The sequence below is a fragment of the Kocuria arenosa genome, assembly GCF_042879215.1.
Lineage (GTDB): Bacteria > Actinomycetota > Actinomycetes > Actinomycetales > Micrococcaceae > Kocuria > Kocuria arenosa.
In genome coordinates this window covers 23,498-37,930 of record NZ_JBHZTA010000015.1, presented here as the reverse complement: position 1 = coordinate 37,930, position 14,433 = coordinate 23,498, and the positions used below count along the sequence as shown (strand labels likewise).

Sequence of the window (14,433 nt, the reverse complement as noted above, 5' to 3'; positions counted from 1 at the left end):
AAGTCTCCGGCTCTTCCCACGCTAGGAGCCTGGTCCGTCGATGGCAATGGGCGGCTCGTCATGACCGTGGCGCACATGCGACCCGGTCCGTCGGCGGGGTTCCGGGGGAGGGCCGTCGCCGTTCCCCTGCGGGCGTCTCGCGCGCTGAGGCCGCCTCGGGACTCAGCTTTGGGGTGACCCGGCAGCCGCTGATTGGCTCCCGGCCAACGAAGCCAAGAGCGGCCCCCTCCCTGCCGCATTACATATGGCCTGTTAGAAGGCCCCCGGTGAAGTCGTCGGGTTGATTCCAAACGTAGCTCCAGGACCGATCGCGTTCCACGCGGATCGTGTTGCGGTGAGGGTTCGGTGGGTCCTGGTGATGGGCGTGGCACGTTTGTGGGTTGTGGTGGTACGCCTGCCTATAGGATTCCGCCGCTTTGAGGCAAGTTCCTGAGTCGGCCGAGGCCGGGCAAGAACCGGCCGATGCTGGCGGCGTAGAAGGCGTAGTCCTGGTCATGGGTGGCCAGCAGGTAGGGCTCTTCGACGAGGCGGACCTGGAGCTCCACTGCCACCAGCAGGCACAGCAGAGCTGCTGCGCTGACCACGGTGGGCACCATGAGGGTCAGGCCCAGCAAGGTGGTGAGCATCGCAGTGAAGATTGGGTTGCGGACCACCGCGAAAACTCCGCTGGTGACCAGGTCGGTGCGTTCGGTGGTATCCACACCCACCCGCCAGGAGGCGCCCATGCCGGCCTGGGCAGCCAACACCCCGACGAACCCCAGAATGGTGACCATCAGACCCGCCCAGGGAAGGAACTCCGGCAATCGGGGTGCGGCTACGGTCCCGGTGAGGGCCAGGACGGGTGCGGCCGCGCCGAGCACTAGCGCCGCGGCGAAGAGGGCCCCGCCCCACCATTCGGCCGAGCCGGGTGCTCCGCTCAGGCCGCGGAAGCCAGTGGAGCCGGTGCGGCGGCGATGGATCCAGGACCGCACACCAAACGCGGCCACCAGGCCGGACAGGTACAACCCCAGGGCAAGGGCTGGGGCCAGGTCTGTCATCATCGCTGTCCTCCACACATCGGATGGGCGGCGTGCGCCTCAAAAGGTGTTGCCGCTGGTGCGCCCCGGGAGGCCTCACCCTGGTCACACCCCTCACAGTACACAGACTCGTGTACTGTTCGAGATATGAACGCGGTGACTCTCACGCACACCTCGGCGCTGTCCCGGCTGGGCCATGCCCTTTCCGACGGCACGCGCACCGGGATCCTGCTGGCCCTGCGCGATGGCCCGGCCCGGCCCTCGGATCTGGCCCAGGCCCTGGGGGTGTCCAAACAGGTGATGTCCAACCAGCTGGGGTGTCTGCGCGGCTGCGGACTGGTGACCTCCACCGCCGAGGGACGCAACACTTGGTACTCCCTGGCCGATCCCTGTTTGGGTGAGGCCCTGGGAGACCTGCTTCAGCTGGTGGTCACCGTGGATCCGACCTGCTGCTCCCCGGAAGGATGCACCTGCGCATGACCTCCCTGACTCTGGGGCCGAAGCCGATCACCGATGCGCGCCGTGCGGTCCTGCACCGGCGGGTGCGCTGGATCGTGGCCGGCACGATCACCTACAACGTGCTCGAGGCGATCATCGCGATCACCGCCGGGCGCGTTGCTTCTTCCTCGGCGCTGATCGGCTTTGGCCTGGACTCCATCGTGGAGGTCCTCTCCGCGGCCGCGGTGGCCTGGCAGTTCGCCGCCCCCGAGCTGCACCACCGGGAGAAGATTGCGATGCGCGTGATCGCGTTCTCCTTCTTCGGGCTCGCCGCCTTCGTCACGGTGGACGCCGTCCGCACCCTGCTCGGGGCCGCCGAGCCCGAGCACTCCCTGGTGGGGATCGTGCTGGCAGCGGTGAGCCTGGTGATCATGCCCTTCCTGTCCTGGTTCGAGCGTCGCACCGGCCGAGAGCTGGGTTCGGCCTCAGCGGTGGCCGACTCCAAGCAGACCCTGCTGTGTACCTACCTCTCCGCCGTCCTGCTCGTGGGGCTCCTCCTGAACAGCACCCTGGGTTGGTCCTGGGCCGATCCGATCGCGGCTCTGATCATCGCTGCCGTGGCAGTCAAGGAGGGCCTGGAGGCCTGGCGCGGAGATGCCTGCTGCTCGCCCGTGGCCGTGCTGCTGGACGAAGACGGCGAGGGCTGCGCCGACGGGTGCGGCCCCGACTGCGCTTGCTGCGCCCACTGACCCTCTCCCGTATCTGCCCGGCGCGGGCGGCTCCCACCGCCCGCGCCCACCCACGAACCCACACCCCTTGCCCGAGCACAGAACGGACACCCCTGTGAGCACCACCTCCCCCGCCACCGGCCAGCGGAAGTCCCCCAAGGCCAAGATCATCGTCTGGGTGGTCCTGGCCGCCGTCGTCGCCGCAGCAGCCATCGCCTTCCTCACCGCCCGCGGGTCCTCTACCGCGGCCGCACCCGAGGACGCCGGGCAGGTGGTGCGCGAGAACAGCAGGGTGCTCTCGAAGGCCCCGAACGAGCACGCCGTGCTGGTGGAGTTCCTGGACTATGAGTGCGAGTCCTGCCGGGCCGCCCACCCCTTCATCGAGGAGCTGCGCGGCGAGTACGCCGACACGGTGACGTTCGTGCACCGCTACTTCCCGCTGCCGGGCCACCGCAACTCCATGAACGCCGCCGTGTCCGTGGAGGCCGCCGCCCAGCAGGGCGCCTACGAGGCGATGTACCAGCGCATGTACGAAACCCAGACCCAGTGGGGGGAGTCGGGCGAGGACAAGAGCGCGGTCTTCCGCGGCTTCGCCGAGGACCTGGGCCTGGATATGGCCGCCTATGATGCCGCGGTGGCCGATCCGGCCACCCAGGAGCGGGTCGAACTCGATGTCGCCGACGGGGAGGCCCTGGGTGTGGGTGGGACCCCGACGTTCTTCCTCGACGGGGAAGTCCTGAACCCGGAGTCCCTGGAGCAGTTCCGGGCCGAGGTCGCCGCCGCCGCCACCGACTGACCCAGTCCACCACGAGATCAGCTGCCGTCCGCACCGTGAGGGAAACCGCCCATGACTGACCAGACCACGCTCAACCGCTCCCACAGCCCCGACCGGGCGGCCGGGGCGGAGGCGCCCGGCTTCACCCGCCACCGCCCCTTCGCCCTTCTCCTGCTGGTCACCGGGGTGATCGGCTGGATTGCCTCGGCCATCTTGGTACTCGAGCGCCTTCAGCTCTATCGCGACCCCAACCACGTCACCAGCTGCGACATCAACCCGTGGGGGTCGTGCGGGCAGGTGATGGGCACCTGGCAGTCGGAGCTGTTCGGCTTCCCCAACCCGCTGATCGGCATTGTGGCCTTCGCCGTGGTCATCACCACCGCCATGGCAGCCCTGGCCGGGGCCCGCTTCGGGCGGTGGTACTGGGTCGGCCTGCAGATCGGGGTCACCCTGGGGGCGGTGTTCGTGATCTGGCTGTGGTCCCAGGCGCTGTTCTCCATCTACATCCTGTGCCTGTACTGCATGATCGTGTGGGCGGCGATGATCCCGCTGGTCATCCTGCTCACCGTGCGCAACCACGTCCACGGCGTCATCCCCGCCCCGCCCCGGTTGGTGCGGTTTTCCTCCGAGTGGGCCTGGACCCTGGTGGCCATCGCCTACGTGGCCGTGGCCGCCTCCGTGTTCTTCCGCTTCTTCACCGCCTTCACCGGCCTCTGACCCGCCCCCGGGTGCTTCGACCCCGGGACCACTCGCGGGTTGGCATCGGCAGAGATATCAAGGACTGCCCGCTGGACGGTACCGAACCCCAGCAGAAGAGCCCTGCCACGGCACGATTCTCCGCGCTTTACATATGGCCGGATGGAGAACCAGGACTGTCGCAGGAACGGATGCTCTGTGCTTTTATGTGGTCGGTTCCAGGCGGACGTCGTCGAAGGTGACGGTCGCCGGCTCGAGCAGGGTCAGCTGCTCGAGGCTCTCCCCGTGCCGGGGTGACTGCGGTGGTTGCAAGGTGGCGCGCAAGGTGTAGTCCCCGGCGGTGGGGATGCTGAAGTTGTTGGCGTAGTGGAAGAACTCCGCGTGGAAGAACATCAGCTCCTTCCCATCCACGACCTCTCCGGTGTCGTCGAGGACCTCCAGGAGGATCGGCACATCGGGCACGATGCGGCCGGTGGCGGCTTCGATCGGGATGATCTCCAGGTGGTGGGTCTCCCCGGTCGTGGGTTCGCGCCGGGTCGGGTCCCCAGCGGGGGTCTCGAACCAGGGTTCGGCCGGTTCGACGATGTAGGCGACCTCCCAGTCCCCGGAGGTGGCGCGTCCGCCCTCGGCCTCGACCTCTTCGGCCAGGGTGGCGTACTGGGCGGCGACCCCCTCGGATACCTCGCCGGTCGACGGGGCGTCTGTGGCTTCCGGGGTGGCAGCAGTGGTCCCGGTGGTCGTCTCGGACGTGGGGGCTTGGGAGTCACCGGTGCCGCAGCCGGCCAGGAGGAGCGTGGTGAGGATCGCGGTGACGGCGATCGGTCGATACGGGGACATGGTCATCGTTTCCTTCGTAGAGGGACGAGCAAGATGGGAGTGCCGATCAGTGCCGACGTCGCGTGAGGGATGACCCGGTGCGGGTCCGGTTGCGTGCCGACGACCCACGGTCCTTGCGGGTGAACGGCCTTCAGCGCACCAGCGACCGCTCGTCGTCGGCGAGAGCGAGAGTGCTGTGGTGGCGGTCCAGGTAGGTCTGGGCCTCGTGGCGGGGTGCGGGGCACAGGGCGGTGGTCCAGCCGAAGGGCACCGGGCAGTCAGCCGGCCAGAGGCAGGGGTGGCCGTGGTTGTCGATCACCACGCGGACCTCCGCCTGCAAGTCATCGAAAGGATTCATGGTGCTCCTGGGGATCGTGCTGGGAAGTTTCCGGAAGAACAGGGGCCGTTGCAGAGGCTCGGACCGTTCGCGGGCCGGTGGGCGTTGAACACCTGGACCGACCGATCCGAAACGGTGCGGTCCACCGTGGGCGCCGCCGACCACGAGCTGCGGCCGGAGGACGGGTCGTGCGGGCGGCGATCGGCCACCCCGGGGAAGGTCCCCTCGACCCGGACCACGGCCTCGTGGATGGAACCGACCCCGGCCGGAACGGGAATCGCAGGGCCGCCACGACGAACCACCGGGATCGCCGTGCCGTGGGCGAGGCTGTCCTCGCATGGGTGCAGGGCAACCAGACAGTGGTGCCCGATGCGGTGGTCATCATCGCGTGTGGATCTGGCTGGGGGTGCTCCTGCCGGCGACGGGCGTGATGGGCTGTGCTCGCATCCCGGGACGATGCCGGTGTGGACGGAACGGAAGGACGGTGCCAGTGGTGGACTCAGCGGCGATGGTGACGTGCTGGGTGCTGGCGGTCGGCTGTGTCGTCGTGGCCGTAGCGTGGTCGTCCTCCGGGGTGGTGCGCCGGGCGGGGGAGGAGCTGGGAATGCGGTGGCGCACGGTGGCGGTGACCGGGGTGGCCTTCGGGTGCGCCGGGGCGGTGTTGATGTTCCGCACGGTGCTGGACTGATCCTCCGCTGTGCCGGTGGCCGTCCAGGAGCGCTGCCCGGCGCGCAGCCGCCGCAGGTCCTCCACATCGGCCATGGTCATGGGGGCGGGCAGGGTGAAGCGCACCTGCTGGGCGGGATGCCCGGTGTGCCCGGCCTGTGCCTGGTGGATGAGGGTTTCCACGGCGGCGGCCTCGGTGATCCTGGCGCCGGTCAGGTCTACGACCACCCGGGTGACCGGGGTCAGCACCCGCCCCAGGCGGATCAGCGGGTGCAACGCGGTCTGGGTGTCCATGGTGAGCGGGCCGGTGACGACCAGGCGCACGTGCTTGCCGTCCAGGTCGATCACCGCGACTACGGAAATCTTCGCTGATCCCATGGCGGTTCCCTTCCTCAGGCCTGCGGTGTCCGGTCACGGCTGAACGACCACCAGGGCGCACCGGGTGGCGAGGACCAGCGCACCCCGGGGGTCGCTCAGCCGCAACGGAGCCTCCCCGGGGACCACGGCGTGGTCCCCGGTCGGGTGTCGCACGAGGAGGGTTAGGCAAGCCTTGCCTTCCTCGCTGTGGCAGACTGTAGCAGTTGAACCAGGATTAGCGAACACTTCCCTGACGTAATCGGGTTGTGGTGGTTCGGCGCCCGTGCTCCACCCGCCCCACCGAGGCCCAGCCCCTGATTCCGGGGGGCTTGCGCACCGTCCATCACCGAGGAGATCGTCCATGACCGAACCTCTCGTCCATCCCGCCGCCACGGCATACCGCGCCCATGCCACGGTGGTCACCGAGGCGGCGGCCCGCTACGCCAAGCAGCTGGCCTCCCATCTCGGGCGCAAGGCCGAGATCCGCGACGAGGCCGAAGGCTCGCGGGTCGTTCTGACCGTGGGCAGTTGCTTGCTCGTCGCCGGTGCTCACGCCCTTCAGCTGCGCGCCGAGTCCGGGGCTGCCGACGGGCTGGAATGGGTTCAGCAGGTGATCGGGTCTCACCTGGAGCGTTTCGGGCAGCGCGAGGGCCTGACCGTGGCGTGGTCCGCCGGCGGCTGAAGCACCCGGATCTGCCGGTGCAGGGCATCCGTGCTGGTCACCGCCCGCTTGGGGGTTTGGGCAGGGAAAAATTCGCTATCTATTGCGGTCTGTCAGGCGCGTCCTGGAAGCGCGACACAGGGCTGATCCGCGCCACGAGCGGAGGCCCGCGCGACCCACCAGGAGGTACCGTCATGGCCACCGAGTTCGTTCCCGTCTCCGACTGCAGTGTCGGTCAGTGCTCCTACAACCACGGCCACGAGTGCACCGCCCATGCCATCACCGTCGCCGGGTCGTCCGGCCATGCCCACTGCGGCACCTTCATCCCCCTGGGCAAGGGAGGTGGGCTGCCCACCCTCCACGCCGAGGTCGGCGCCTGCCAGCGCTCCGAATGCACGCACAACTCCCACCTCATGTGCTCTGCCCACGATGTGAAGATCGGTGCCGGCGCCGACGAAGCCGACTGCCTCACCTACCAGGCCGCCTGAAACCACCCATCCCGTGCGGTCGGGCGGCCAAGCAACCCACCGCATCTCATCGAGGGCCACCCCGAACGGGGCGGCCCTCACCTCTGCCGTGGGCGTGGACAACGGATGCACGGGCATTTTGAGGCCCCCGCTCTACATATGGCCGGTTAGCGGCGGACCACCAGCTGAAGCTGGCGGGACCGTGCCTCCCATGAACTCAGATTCTGTCCATCTTCGCCTCAGGAGCATTGCGATAGGGGTTCCTCTGTGGGCTTTCCTGCAACGGTTGGGGGTGTTTCGTTCACGGGCAGGCGCGGACTGGACGGAACTGGGTGATTGGTTGATGCCTGTTCGGGGAGCACCTTTCGGTTCCAGGCTCCGGGATATCTGATCAGCCGTGGCATGGGCTCGGTCAAGGGCTCATGGACGTGAGGACGCCGGTGATCAGCAGGATGAGCCCGAGCACGACCGCTTCGCCTTGGACGGCCGAGTGCAGGTCGCTTAACGCTCCGGTGTCGTTGCCGGTGAGCACCCGTGGCAGGAGTGCGAAGCGGTTCCATGCCGCGACCAGGACCACCAGTAGGGCGAGGGCAAGTTTGATGAGCAGCATTTGGCCGTATCCGGTGGTTACCAGCGCGCCCAGGCTGCCCAGGATGCGCCAGCTCAGGATCAGGCCCGTCACCGCCAGAGCGGTCACCACCCAGGCGGCCGCGGTGGAGAAACGGGCCAGGGTCGTGGCTCCTTGACCGGGTGGGGTGTCGGAGGCCCGTCCCAGGACGATGACCAGCCCTAGTAACCCACCGACCCAGATGATGCCCGCGGCGATGTGCACCGCATCGGCGGGGATCACCAACCATCCCGGCTCGGTGCTGCGGGTGTGTCCGGTGAGCACCAGAGACACACCGGCCACGCCGGCACCGCCCAGGGCAGCGGCTCGGTACAGCGCCGTGGTCCCGCCCTTGGTGGCAAGTGGGGCCGCCAGCACGGCGGTCAGCACCCCGGCCACGGTCAGGCCGGTGACCATGGCCGGATCGGTGAAGAAACCTGGGGCGGTTGCTCCTTGTCCCTGGGTGGCGGTCAGGGCCGAGGAGACCGCTCCCATGACTCCTGTGGCGGCGGCCAGGTACGCGACCACGTGCAGCCGGCGCCGGGTGCCGGGTGCCGTGCCGGGGCCGGTAGTCAGGAAGACCAGCTCGAAGAGCACCAGGCCGGCCGCGGCGAACACCCCCAGGTAGGTCACTGTCTGGGCCGCGATCCTTGCCTGCGGTCCCGCAACGTCCTTGGGAGCGCTCACGGTGCTGGCGCTGGGGGCGTCCACCGAGAAGGTGAAGGCCCCGGAAATCGGGTGGCCGTCGGCGGAGGTCACTTGCCAGGCCACGGTGTGCGTTCCCGAGCCCAGCGGTGTTACCGGGGTGAGGGTCACGGTGGTGTCGAGGGCTTGGACGTCCAGGGGTGCCGCCTCCCCGCCGGGGGTGAGCACCTGGATGGTCTCGGCTGCGGCCCCGACGGGCTCATTGAAGGACAGCGTGAGGGTGGCCGGTGACTGGGCCACCACCTGCCCATTGGTAGGGCTCGTGCCGGTGAGTTCCGTATGGGCCAGTGCTGTTGGTACTCTCAGGACGGAGACGACCAGCGCCATCACCGAGATCAGCAGCACCCGCACGGCCCGGTGGTCAGACCGTGGTCGCAGGAGTTGTTGCTGCGCTGTGGTCCCGGCACCGTTGGTCTGCATGGGCTGAACCCTAGTCGGGGCCGCATCCACGGGGCGGGACAGCACGGTGTCGTTTCCGGTCCTCACGGCTTTCACCGGTGCCCGGAACGGCCGCTACATTCAAAGGGTGGGATCGCCACAGCGTCTCAGCTGGAGTTTGGTTTCACAAGACGGGCAAGGGGGCGGCGGATGGATCAGCGTGCACCGCTGCCTCTGGTGCGTGCCGTGCTGGTCACGGCCCTCGTCCTTGCCCTGGCCGGGGCCGGGCACTTGGCCGGGGGCGGTGCTCTTCCGTCACCGCTGCTGCTGATCGTCCTGGGTATGGGGGTGCTGGGCCCGGTGGCCTGGGCCGCCGGGTACCGGCTGAGCCTGGGGCGGCTGCTGGTGATCCTGGGGGCAACCCAGTGGGTCCTGCACGAAGCTTTCAGAGTGCTCTCGGCCGCCACCGCCTGTCACCATGCCCCCGTCGGTCACCATGCCCCCGTCGGTCGCCATGGCCTCCACTCCGGTCTGGTCTCGGCCTGCCCGCCTACTCCAGTGTTGGAGATCGGCCACCATGACCCCATAGGGCTGGGGCTGCCCATGCTGGTTTGGCACGGGCTGGCGGTGGTGGCGACCGCGGTGGTGGGCGCCCAGGCCGAGAATGCCCTGTGGCTGGCCCGGGAGTGGTTGCGCCCCTTGCTGGCCGCCGCCGGGCCGGTCCGGCTTCTCCTGATCTGCCCGCGGCCGCCGATGCCTCTGGCACCGCGCCCGGTGCTGGTGTGGCGGGGACTGCGCTGGGACCGGGTGCGTGGGCCCCCAGTCGTCGGGGTGCTGGAGATGCTCCACCGGGGGTGACACCCCTCGGGTTTTCTGCGGCGCCCTGTTTTGCGGATCCCATGGTTTTCCCAGCGCCGCCGTCACACGGTGGCGTGCGATGAAAGGCACCTATTTCCATGACGAACACCACTAGCACCGCCCGCTGGTCCAAGGGGGCATCAGCGGCTGTGGTCGCGGCCGGGCTCGTGGCCGCCGGCTTGTCCCCGGCTGCCGCCCACGTCTCGGCGACGGCCACCTCCACCGCGGCTGGCGGGTACACCCAGATCACCTTCTCGGTGCCCAACGAGTCCGACACCGCCTCCACCACCAAGCTCGAACTCACCCTCCCCGAGGACACCCCCTTCGCCTCCGTGCGCACCCAGCCGGTGGAGGGCTGGAATGCGGAGATCACCGAGGAGGAACTGGCCACCCCGGCCACCGTGGGGGAGGGCGCGATCACCGAGGCGGCCTCCACGATCACCTGGACCGCCGATGCCGACCACAAGATTGATCCGGGTGAGTTCCAGAGCTTCACCATCTCCGTCGGGCCCTTGCCCGGCGAGGAGGGCCAGCAGATCATGCTGCCGGTGTCCCAGACCTACACCGACGGGCGCACCGTCGCCTGGGACCAGCCAGCCACCAAGGGCGGGGAAGAGCCCGAACATCCCGCCCCGTCGCTGACCGTCACCGCCGCCGAGACCGACGGCCACGGCGCCACCCACGGGGCGACCACCGCCGCTGAACAGTCCGAGCAGACGGCCGCCACCTCCACAGGCGGCAACGCCCTGGGATGGGTCGGGTCGATTGCCGGGCTGCTCGGACTGGCCGCCGGTCTCACCGCCCTGGCCCGCACCCGCCGGCGCGGCTGACACCGGATAAGGCGCGCAACCACCACTGCACACGGCGGCGCCGCTTCGAACACATCGTGGTGTGATCAAAGCGGCGCCGCCGTGCTGCACACCCTCTGGTCCCGTGCGTGATTTAGGGACCTCTTTACATATGGCCGGCTACCGGTCACTTTCCACGGAGGCGATGTTGCGGTTGGGGTTTCGCCGCGGGCATCACCCCGGCCACCGGCTTCCCGGACAGAGCGGACGAGAACCCCACGGCCCCCACCCGCAAGCGGCGCCCGTCTCGGTATGGAAGCCGGGGGATCTTGCGTTCAAGAGTGCTAGGAGAGCAGTCGAGGAAAAGGGCCGGATGCGTCATTCTCAGGCAGACGAACGGAGATCGCGGCCCCACGGGTCCCGTTCGCGACGGGCCCGGAGAATCGTGGTGCTGCTGGGCATCGACGGGGCCGGTAAGACGACCACGGCGGAAGCGCTGGCAGACGTAGGGCGGGAATCGGGGCGGTCGGCGATCGTGCTGCGCAATCGGTCCGGTCGCCGCTGGTTGGCCCGCGTCTCGGCACGCTGCGGGCTGGAGCTACCTGTGAGATGGGCGGACCGGTTCGAGACCGTGGTGCGCACCGCCAACGTCGCGGTGTCCCAGGTTCGGGCCATCCACCAGGAGGGCCTGGTGATCATCGACCGTCACCTGGTGTGCCAACTGGTGCTGCGCCAGGGCCGGGGCTTGCCGCCGGGGCGCGTGCTGCCGTGGTTGGCGGCCCGGTCGATCCGCCCGTACGCGGTGGTCGTCCTCGACGTCTCGGCCCAGATCGCGCAGCAACGGATCCTGCGCCGGGGAGAGGACCACGAGTCGCTGGACTACCTGCAGACCGCCCGCACCGCCTACCTGGAGCTCGCCCGGACCAGGGGCTGGCGCGTGGTGGACGCGACCGCAACAACCGACGCGCTGGTCGCCCAGATCGCTGCGGCCATAGACCTCTGACCGATCGGCAGAACCAGGTCGTCCCCCGAACACGGGCCCTCCCATGCTCGGCCGGCCGTGAGAGCCGCAGACAATGCCTGTTCTCATCACCCCGAGGATCGTGCACTGCGCTCCATAGCTCAGGGTGATGGCGGCGTCGGGGACCATGTTGGTGCACATCACCGCCCGAGCGGGCAATTCCTCAACATCGAGGACAACCAGACCCGTGAGCATGTCGGCAACGGTGGCCACCATGTAGCCCTTGGGGGCCTTCCTCGTCAGGTTGCGCCGTGCGGGGGCAGGCCCTGTCCTGATGGGCGTGCTGGCCGTGCTTGCACGCTCCCAGCAGGGACGCTGTCACTGAAAAGCAATAGGTCAGGAGTCGTCGTCCTGGCTCCACAGCCAGTGCAGGTAGATGGCGCCCCAGCCCGGGCCCAAGGCGTCCACCAGGGCGTTGGCCACCGTACGGGCCTCCACCCAGGGGTACCGCTGACCGATCCGCGTCGCTTCCTGGCAGATTCTCTCCGGATCGTGGCCCTCGTAGTGCAGGGCTTGGGCGGCTTCACTGACCCGGGCCTCGAAGAGACGTCGATCCGTCAGGGGCACGGGCTCAAAGGTGATAGACATCAGACTCCCTCAGAACAACGATCGCCCAAGGGAGCCGGAGGTGCTCCCACGAGCAGCTCCGCAAATGGTGGAGACATAGTAAGCAACATCACACTCGAATGGCTATTCGCTGCTTTAGCTCATGTGGTACCTACCATGATGCTCTCGCCGGCCCCTTTCCCTAAAAGCGGCGTTGCCGTCGGCGTTCGGCATGCGGGCCTCATCGGCGTTCGCTCATGAGCTCTGCATGCTCACTTGACCGCACCCACGGTGTAAAAGAAACTAGACATGTAAAGCGAGCTGTACACCTTGAGGGAGGGCCGACCATGACGATCGAGCAGGCGCGCACGAAGTGGGGACGTACGAAGTTCGGAACCGGCCGCACACCGGCGATGGCCATCGCCGTTCCCTTCGGGCTCATCCTCGGAGTGGCGGGGGGCTGGCTGTCCGTTCTCGTTGGCGTCACCGCATCGAATCCTGCAGTGGGTTTTTGGGTGTTCACCTCCTGCCTCACGATGCCGGCCGTTGCCCTGGTGTACGTCCTCGTCGTCGACCGTGACACGCTCCAAGGAGCAGCTGAACGGCCCGACGACTCCATCGAATCCGGGTGGTACGACATGGCCGCTTCGGGGTCCTTCGGAGATCTCATCCTGGTGCTCGGACTCGCGTCGATCGTCCTGACGTTCATCCCCAGGGACTTTCTCGTCGATCTGAAGCTCGTCCTTCCCGCAGTGGTCGCAGGGTGCTTCGCCTCCTTCGGTATCCGATACCTGGTACTGCGGTGGAAAGGCTGATGTGAGAAACCTGGTCAACGAGTCGCGTCAAAGCCTGGGGTGGTCGCAGCAACGGCTCGCCGACGAGCTGGGCGTCTCACGCCAGACCATCATCTCCATCGAACGCGGACGGTTCGACCCATCACTACCGCTGGCCTTCCGACTCGCAGCAGTTTTCGACAGCACCATCGAGGATCTCTTCTTTCCCGATGACCAGTCATAACCCCCACGCCTTGGTGCCCACCTCATTGAGAAAAAGTGCCCGCTGAGGGTTCGTGTGTGGGCTCGGCCTGGTGGTGTCCTGCGAGTCGGTTCGGGACAGAACGTCGGCTCCCCGTGCCCGATCACCCGGTAAACCCTCAGATGGTCGTACCCACCGGGCAACTGCCCGGCGGTGGCGCCGACCTCCGGGTAGATCAATGGGCGGTCGAACAAAGTCATGGCGCTCACAATGCCAAGGGACCGCTTTGTATATGGCGAGATGGCGGCCATCAAGCCAGCTCTGATGACATCTGCTGCTGCAGCTGTCCCGCTCGGGGAAGTGCTGGTGATGCGTAGGGTGAAGACCATTGACCTGAAAAGACGATTCCATGCGTCTTGCAGCCAGCATGTTCACTGATCCGGTCTCCCCGGTGTTCGGTGCGAGCTCGGCTGCCGCCTTCGGTGCACTGAGCTGGATCGACCCGTCCCGGTTGAGCCCGGCACGTCGACGGGCCTACCGGGTGGGGGTGGCGGCGACCACGGCGTGGTGGGCTGGGGTCACCACCGACCAGGAGCGGACCGCGCTGGTGCCGGCCAATGTGGTGGCCGGGGTGGCCGCCGGGGCAGCGGTGCTGGCCCTCTCCGATGCTTCCGAGACCTTGGATGCCCGGATCGTGGGCCGGCTGGAGGCGGCCGGGGTGCGCCATCCGCGGCGGTGGCTGGCCGCGGCCTCGGTGGCCAGTGTCGTGGTGGGCTACGCCGTCGACCGTGCCGGGGCCCGGGCCGAGGCCCAGGCCCTGGAGGTGGGGGAGGAGCCGGTGCGCACCCGGGCGCTCACCCCGGCGGTGCGCGCGGTGGTCCAGGGAATTCTGCAGGCCACCGACACCGCCGAGGCCCGGGTGCTGCTGGGGCAGCTGGCGGTCGCGCAGGAGTCCTACTTCGACGACGGCGTCCAGGGGTTCTCCACCACCGTGGAGTTCCAAGTGCCCGACGACGTGGTGCGCGTGGTGCCCCATCATCAGACCTACCCCGTCCGGGCCCAGTGCCACGCACCTAATGGCACGCAGCTGCAGATCAGCCTCCAGCTAATGGAGGGCAAACTGTCCCACCTGGCCATCGACTTCGCCGACGAAGCACACTTTGAGGATGAGAGCGCGATCGACGTCGTCGAGGAGCTCCTCGACCAATGGCCGGACGCCTCCGATCTGCGGTACCTGCACGAGGGCCCGGACGGTCACCTGCTTCCCCTGACCTGATCGGCACCACGCTCCTCTCTGCTGCAGCGATCGCTCGAGAGGTGTCCTTCGCAGGGGGTACAGGCCGCGCCGGTTGGTCTGTGCCGTGGTAGATCCGCAGGCGGACGTGGCCACCGAAGACCGCCTACTACGGGTCAGTAGCGACGCTCTCACCTGCGCAGACGCAGGATCAACGTCACATCGGTGCTATTTGCTCTCGTGATGCCAGCATGAGGGGGCGCCGATCCAGGCGCCCTGATGCCTTTGATGTTGGAGGCTCCTCGTGCCCTTCGGTCTTTCCTCACGTCCCCGCTCCACCTCATCCTCACCCACGGCGGGCGCT

At 68.2% G+C, this 14,433-nt stretch carries 18 protein-coding genes; 12 read left to right on the top strand and 6 right to left on the bottom strand.

What is annotated here, in order from left to right; genetic code table 11:
* Positions 1-398: 398 nt before the first annotated feature.
* The gene (locus ACFYE3_RS17680) at positions 399-1,040 is read right to left on the bottom strand and encodes a methyltransferase family protein (RefSeq protein WP_387611372.1); all 642 of its coding nucleotides are present in this window, start codon (positions 1,038-1,040) and stop codon (positions 399-401) included.
* A gap of 123 nt (positions 1,041-1,163) precedes the next feature.
* Between ACFYE3_RS17680 and ACFYE3_RS17675 the strand changes: the two genes are divergently transcribed.
* From ACFYE3_RS17675 to ACFYE3_RS17660, 4 genes are all read left to right on the top strand, one after another.
* A complete protein-coding gene (locus tag ACFYE3_RS17675; protein ID WP_387611370.1) occupies positions 1,164-1,496 on the top strand; it encodes an ArsR/SmtB family transcription factor in 333 nt (110 codons plus the stop codon).
* Positions 1,493-2,203 (top strand): cation transporter, encoded by a 711-nt coding sequence (locus ACFYE3_RS17670; RefSeq protein WP_387611367.1) that lies wholly within the window; start codon positions 1,493-1,495, stop codon positions 2,201-2,203. Before ACFYE3_RS17675 ends, ACFYE3_RS17670 begins: the two co-directional genes overlap by 4 nt.
* A 94-nt stretch (positions 2,204-2,297) precedes the next feature.
* Positions 2,298-2,978 (top strand): DsbA family protein, encoded by a 681-nt coding sequence (locus ACFYE3_RS17665; RefSeq protein WP_387611365.1) that lies wholly within the window; start codon positions 2,298-2,300, stop codon positions 2,976-2,978.
* A gap of 51 nt (positions 2,979-3,029) precedes the next feature.
* On the top strand, positions 3,030-3,674 hold the full coding sequence (locus tag ACFYE3_RS17660; protein ID WP_387611363.1) for a vitamin K epoxide reductase family protein: 645 nt from the start codon (positions 3,030-3,032) through the stop codon (positions 3,672-3,674).
* 183 nt (positions 3,675-3,857) lie between these two features.
* On the opposite strand, the gene ACFYE3_RS17655 is transcribed toward ACFYE3_RS17660, so the two are convergent.
* The 3 genes from ACFYE3_RS17655 to ACFYE3_RS17645 form a co-directional block, all read right to left on the bottom strand.
* A complete protein-coding gene (locus ACFYE3_RS17655) occupies positions 3,858-4,490 on the bottom strand; it encodes an iron transporter (RefSeq protein WP_387611360.1) in 633 nt (210 codons plus the stop codon).
* Between the two features lie 130 nt (positions 4,491-4,620).
* Positions 4,621-4,827: an MbtH family NRPS accessory protein gene (locus ACFYE3_RS17650; protein ID WP_387611358.1), complete on the bottom strand. Its 207-nt coding sequence runs from the start codon at positions 4,825-4,827 to the stop codon at positions 4,621-4,623.
* A 360-nt stretch (positions 4,828-5,187) separates the two neighbouring features.
* On the bottom strand, positions 5,188-5,850 hold the full coding sequence (locus tag ACFYE3_RS17645; RefSeq protein WP_387611355.1) for a hypothetical protein: 663 nt from the start codon (positions 5,848-5,850) through the stop codon (positions 5,188-5,190).
* Between the two features lie 340 nt (positions 5,851-6,190).
* Here ACFYE3_RS17645 and ACFYE3_RS17640 point away from each other — a divergent pair, with 340 nt between their 5' ends.
* Together ACFYE3_RS17640 and ACFYE3_RS17635 are read left to right on the top strand one after the other, a co-directional pair.
* Positions 6,191-6,511 carry a DUF2218 domain-containing protein gene (locus ACFYE3_RS17640; RefSeq protein WP_387611352.1) on the top strand — a complete coding sequence of 107 codons (321 nt, stop codon included), beginning with the start codon at positions 6,191-6,193 and terminating at the stop codon, positions 6,509-6,511.
* 173 nt (positions 6,512-6,684) lie between these two features.
* The gene (locus tag ACFYE3_RS17635; RefSeq protein ID WP_387611350.1) at positions 6,685-6,978 is read left to right on the top strand and encodes a DUF1540 domain-containing protein; all 294 of its coding nucleotides are present in this window, start codon (positions 6,685-6,687) and stop codon (positions 6,976-6,978) included.
* A gap of 391 nt (positions 6,979-7,369) precedes the next feature.
* On the opposite strand, the gene ACFYE3_RS17630 is transcribed toward ACFYE3_RS17635, so the two are convergent.
* A complete protein-coding gene (locus ACFYE3_RS17630; RefSeq protein WP_387611347.1) occupies positions 7,370-8,689 on the bottom strand; it encodes a copper resistance CopC/CopD family protein in 1,320 nt (439 codons plus the stop codon).
* A 168-nt stretch (positions 8,690-8,857) separates the two neighbouring features.
* On the opposite strand from ACFYE3_RS17630, the gene ACFYE3_RS17625 reads away from it, so the two are divergent.
* The 3 genes from ACFYE3_RS17625 (at position 8,858) to ACFYE3_RS17615 (ending at position 11,296) form a co-directional block, all read left to right on the top strand.
* Entirely contained in the window at positions 8,858-9,505 is a 648-nt protein-coding gene (locus tag ACFYE3_RS17625) for a hypothetical protein (RefSeq protein ID WP_387611344.1), read from the top strand.
* Between the two features lie 98 nt (positions 9,506-9,603).
* Positions 9,604-10,335, top strand: a complete 732-nt coding sequence (locus ACFYE3_RS17620; RefSeq protein ID WP_387611342.1) for a YcnI family copper-binding membrane protein — start codon at positions 9,604-9,606, stop codon at positions 10,333-10,335.
* Between the two features lie 130 nt (positions 10,336-10,465).
* On the top strand, positions 10,466-11,296 hold the full coding sequence (locus ACFYE3_RS17615) for a dTMP kinase (RefSeq protein ID WP_387611339.1): 831 nt from the start codon (positions 10,466-10,468) through the stop codon (positions 11,294-11,296).
* A gap of 354 nt (positions 11,297-11,650) precedes the next feature.
* On the opposite strand, the gene ACFYE3_RS17610 is transcribed toward ACFYE3_RS17615, so the two are convergent.
* On the bottom strand, positions 11,651-11,902 hold the full coding sequence (locus tag ACFYE3_RS17610) for a hypothetical protein (protein WP_387611336.1): 252 nt from the start codon (positions 11,900-11,902) through the stop codon (positions 11,651-11,653).
* 305 nt (positions 11,903-12,207) lie between these two features.
* On the opposite strand from ACFYE3_RS17610, the gene ACFYE3_RS17605 reads away from it, so the two are divergent.
* From ACFYE3_RS17605 to ACFYE3_RS17595, 3 genes are all read left to right on the top strand, one after another.
* On the top strand, positions 12,208-12,675 hold the full coding sequence (locus tag ACFYE3_RS17605; protein ID WP_387611333.1) for a hypothetical protein: 468 nt from the start codon (positions 12,208-12,210) through the stop codon (positions 12,673-12,675).
* A gap of 1 nt (position 12,676) precedes the next feature.
* On the top strand, positions 12,677-12,877 hold the full coding sequence (locus tag ACFYE3_RS17600; protein ID WP_387611330.1) for a helix-turn-helix transcriptional regulator: 201 nt from the start codon (positions 12,677-12,679) through the stop codon (positions 12,875-12,877).
* A gap of 385 nt (positions 12,878-13,262) precedes the next feature.
* On the top strand, positions 13,263-14,111 hold the full coding sequence (locus ACFYE3_RS17595) for a hypothetical protein (protein ID WP_387611323.1): 849 nt from the start codon (positions 13,263-13,265) through the stop codon (positions 14,109-14,111).
* The last annotated feature ends 322 nt before the right edge of the window (positions 14,112-14,433 follow it).

Coding starts and splice junctions, on each gene's coding strand:
- ACFYE3_RS17680 (WP_387611372.1), bottom strand. CDS start 1,040: ATGATGACAGACCTGGCCCCAGCCCTTGCCCTGGGGTTGTACCTGTCC.
- ACFYE3_RS17675 (WP_387611370.1), top strand. CDS start 1,164: ATGAACGCGGTGACTCTCACGCACACCTCGGCGCTGTCCCGGCTGGGC.
- ACFYE3_RS17670 (WP_387611367.1), top strand. CDS start 1,493: ATGACCTCCCTGACTCTGGGGCCGAAGCCGATCACCGATGCGCGCCGT.
- ACFYE3_RS17660 (WP_387611363.1), top strand. CDS start 3,030: ATGACTGACCAGACCACGCTCAACCGCTCCCACAGCCCCGACCGGGCG.
- ACFYE3_RS17655 (WP_387611360.1), bottom strand. CDS start 4,490: ATGTCCCCGTATCGACCGATCGCCGTCACCGCGATCCTCACCACGCTC.
- ACFYE3_RS17650 (WP_387611358.1), bottom strand. CDS start 4,827: ATGAATCCTTTCGATGACTTGCAGGCGGAGGTCCGCGTGGTGATCGAC.
- ACFYE3_RS17645 (WP_387611355.1), bottom strand. CDS start 5,850: ATGGGATCAGCGAAGATTTCCGTAGTCGCGGTGATCGACCTGGACGGC.
- ACFYE3_RS17640 (WP_387611352.1), top strand. CDS start 6,191: ATGACCGAACCTCTCGTCCATCCCGCCGCCACGGCATACCGCGCCCAT.
- ACFYE3_RS17635 (WP_387611350.1), top strand. CDS start 6,685: ATGGCCACCGAGTTCGTTCCCGTCTCCGACTGCAGTGTCGGTCAGTGC.
- ACFYE3_RS17630 (WP_387611347.1), bottom strand. CDS start 8,689: ATGCAGACCAACGGTGCCGGGACCACAGCGCAGCAACAACTCCTGCGA.
- ACFYE3_RS17625 (WP_387611344.1), top strand. CDS start 8,858: ATGGATCAGCGTGCACCGCTGCCTCTGGTGCGTGCCGTGCTGGTCACG.
- ACFYE3_RS17620 (WP_387611342.1), top strand. CDS start 9,604: ATGACGAACACCACTAGCACCGCCCGCTGGTCCAAGGGGGCATCAGCG.
- ACFYE3_RS17615 (WP_387611339.1), top strand. CDS start 10,466: ATGGCCGGCTACCGGTCACTTTCCACGGAGGCGATGTTGCGGTTGGGG.
- ACFYE3_RS17610 (WP_387611336.1), bottom strand. CDS start 11,902: ATGTCTATCACCTTTGAGCCCGTGCCCCTGACGGATCGACGTCTCTTC.
- ACFYE3_RS17605 (WP_387611333.1), top strand. CDS start 12,208: ATGACGATCGAGCAGGCGCGCACGAAGTGGGGACGTACGAAGTTCGGA.
- ACFYE3_RS17595 (WP_387611323.1), top strand. CDS start 13,263: ATGTTCACTGATCCGGTCTCCCCGGTGTTCGGTGCGAGCTCGGCTGCC.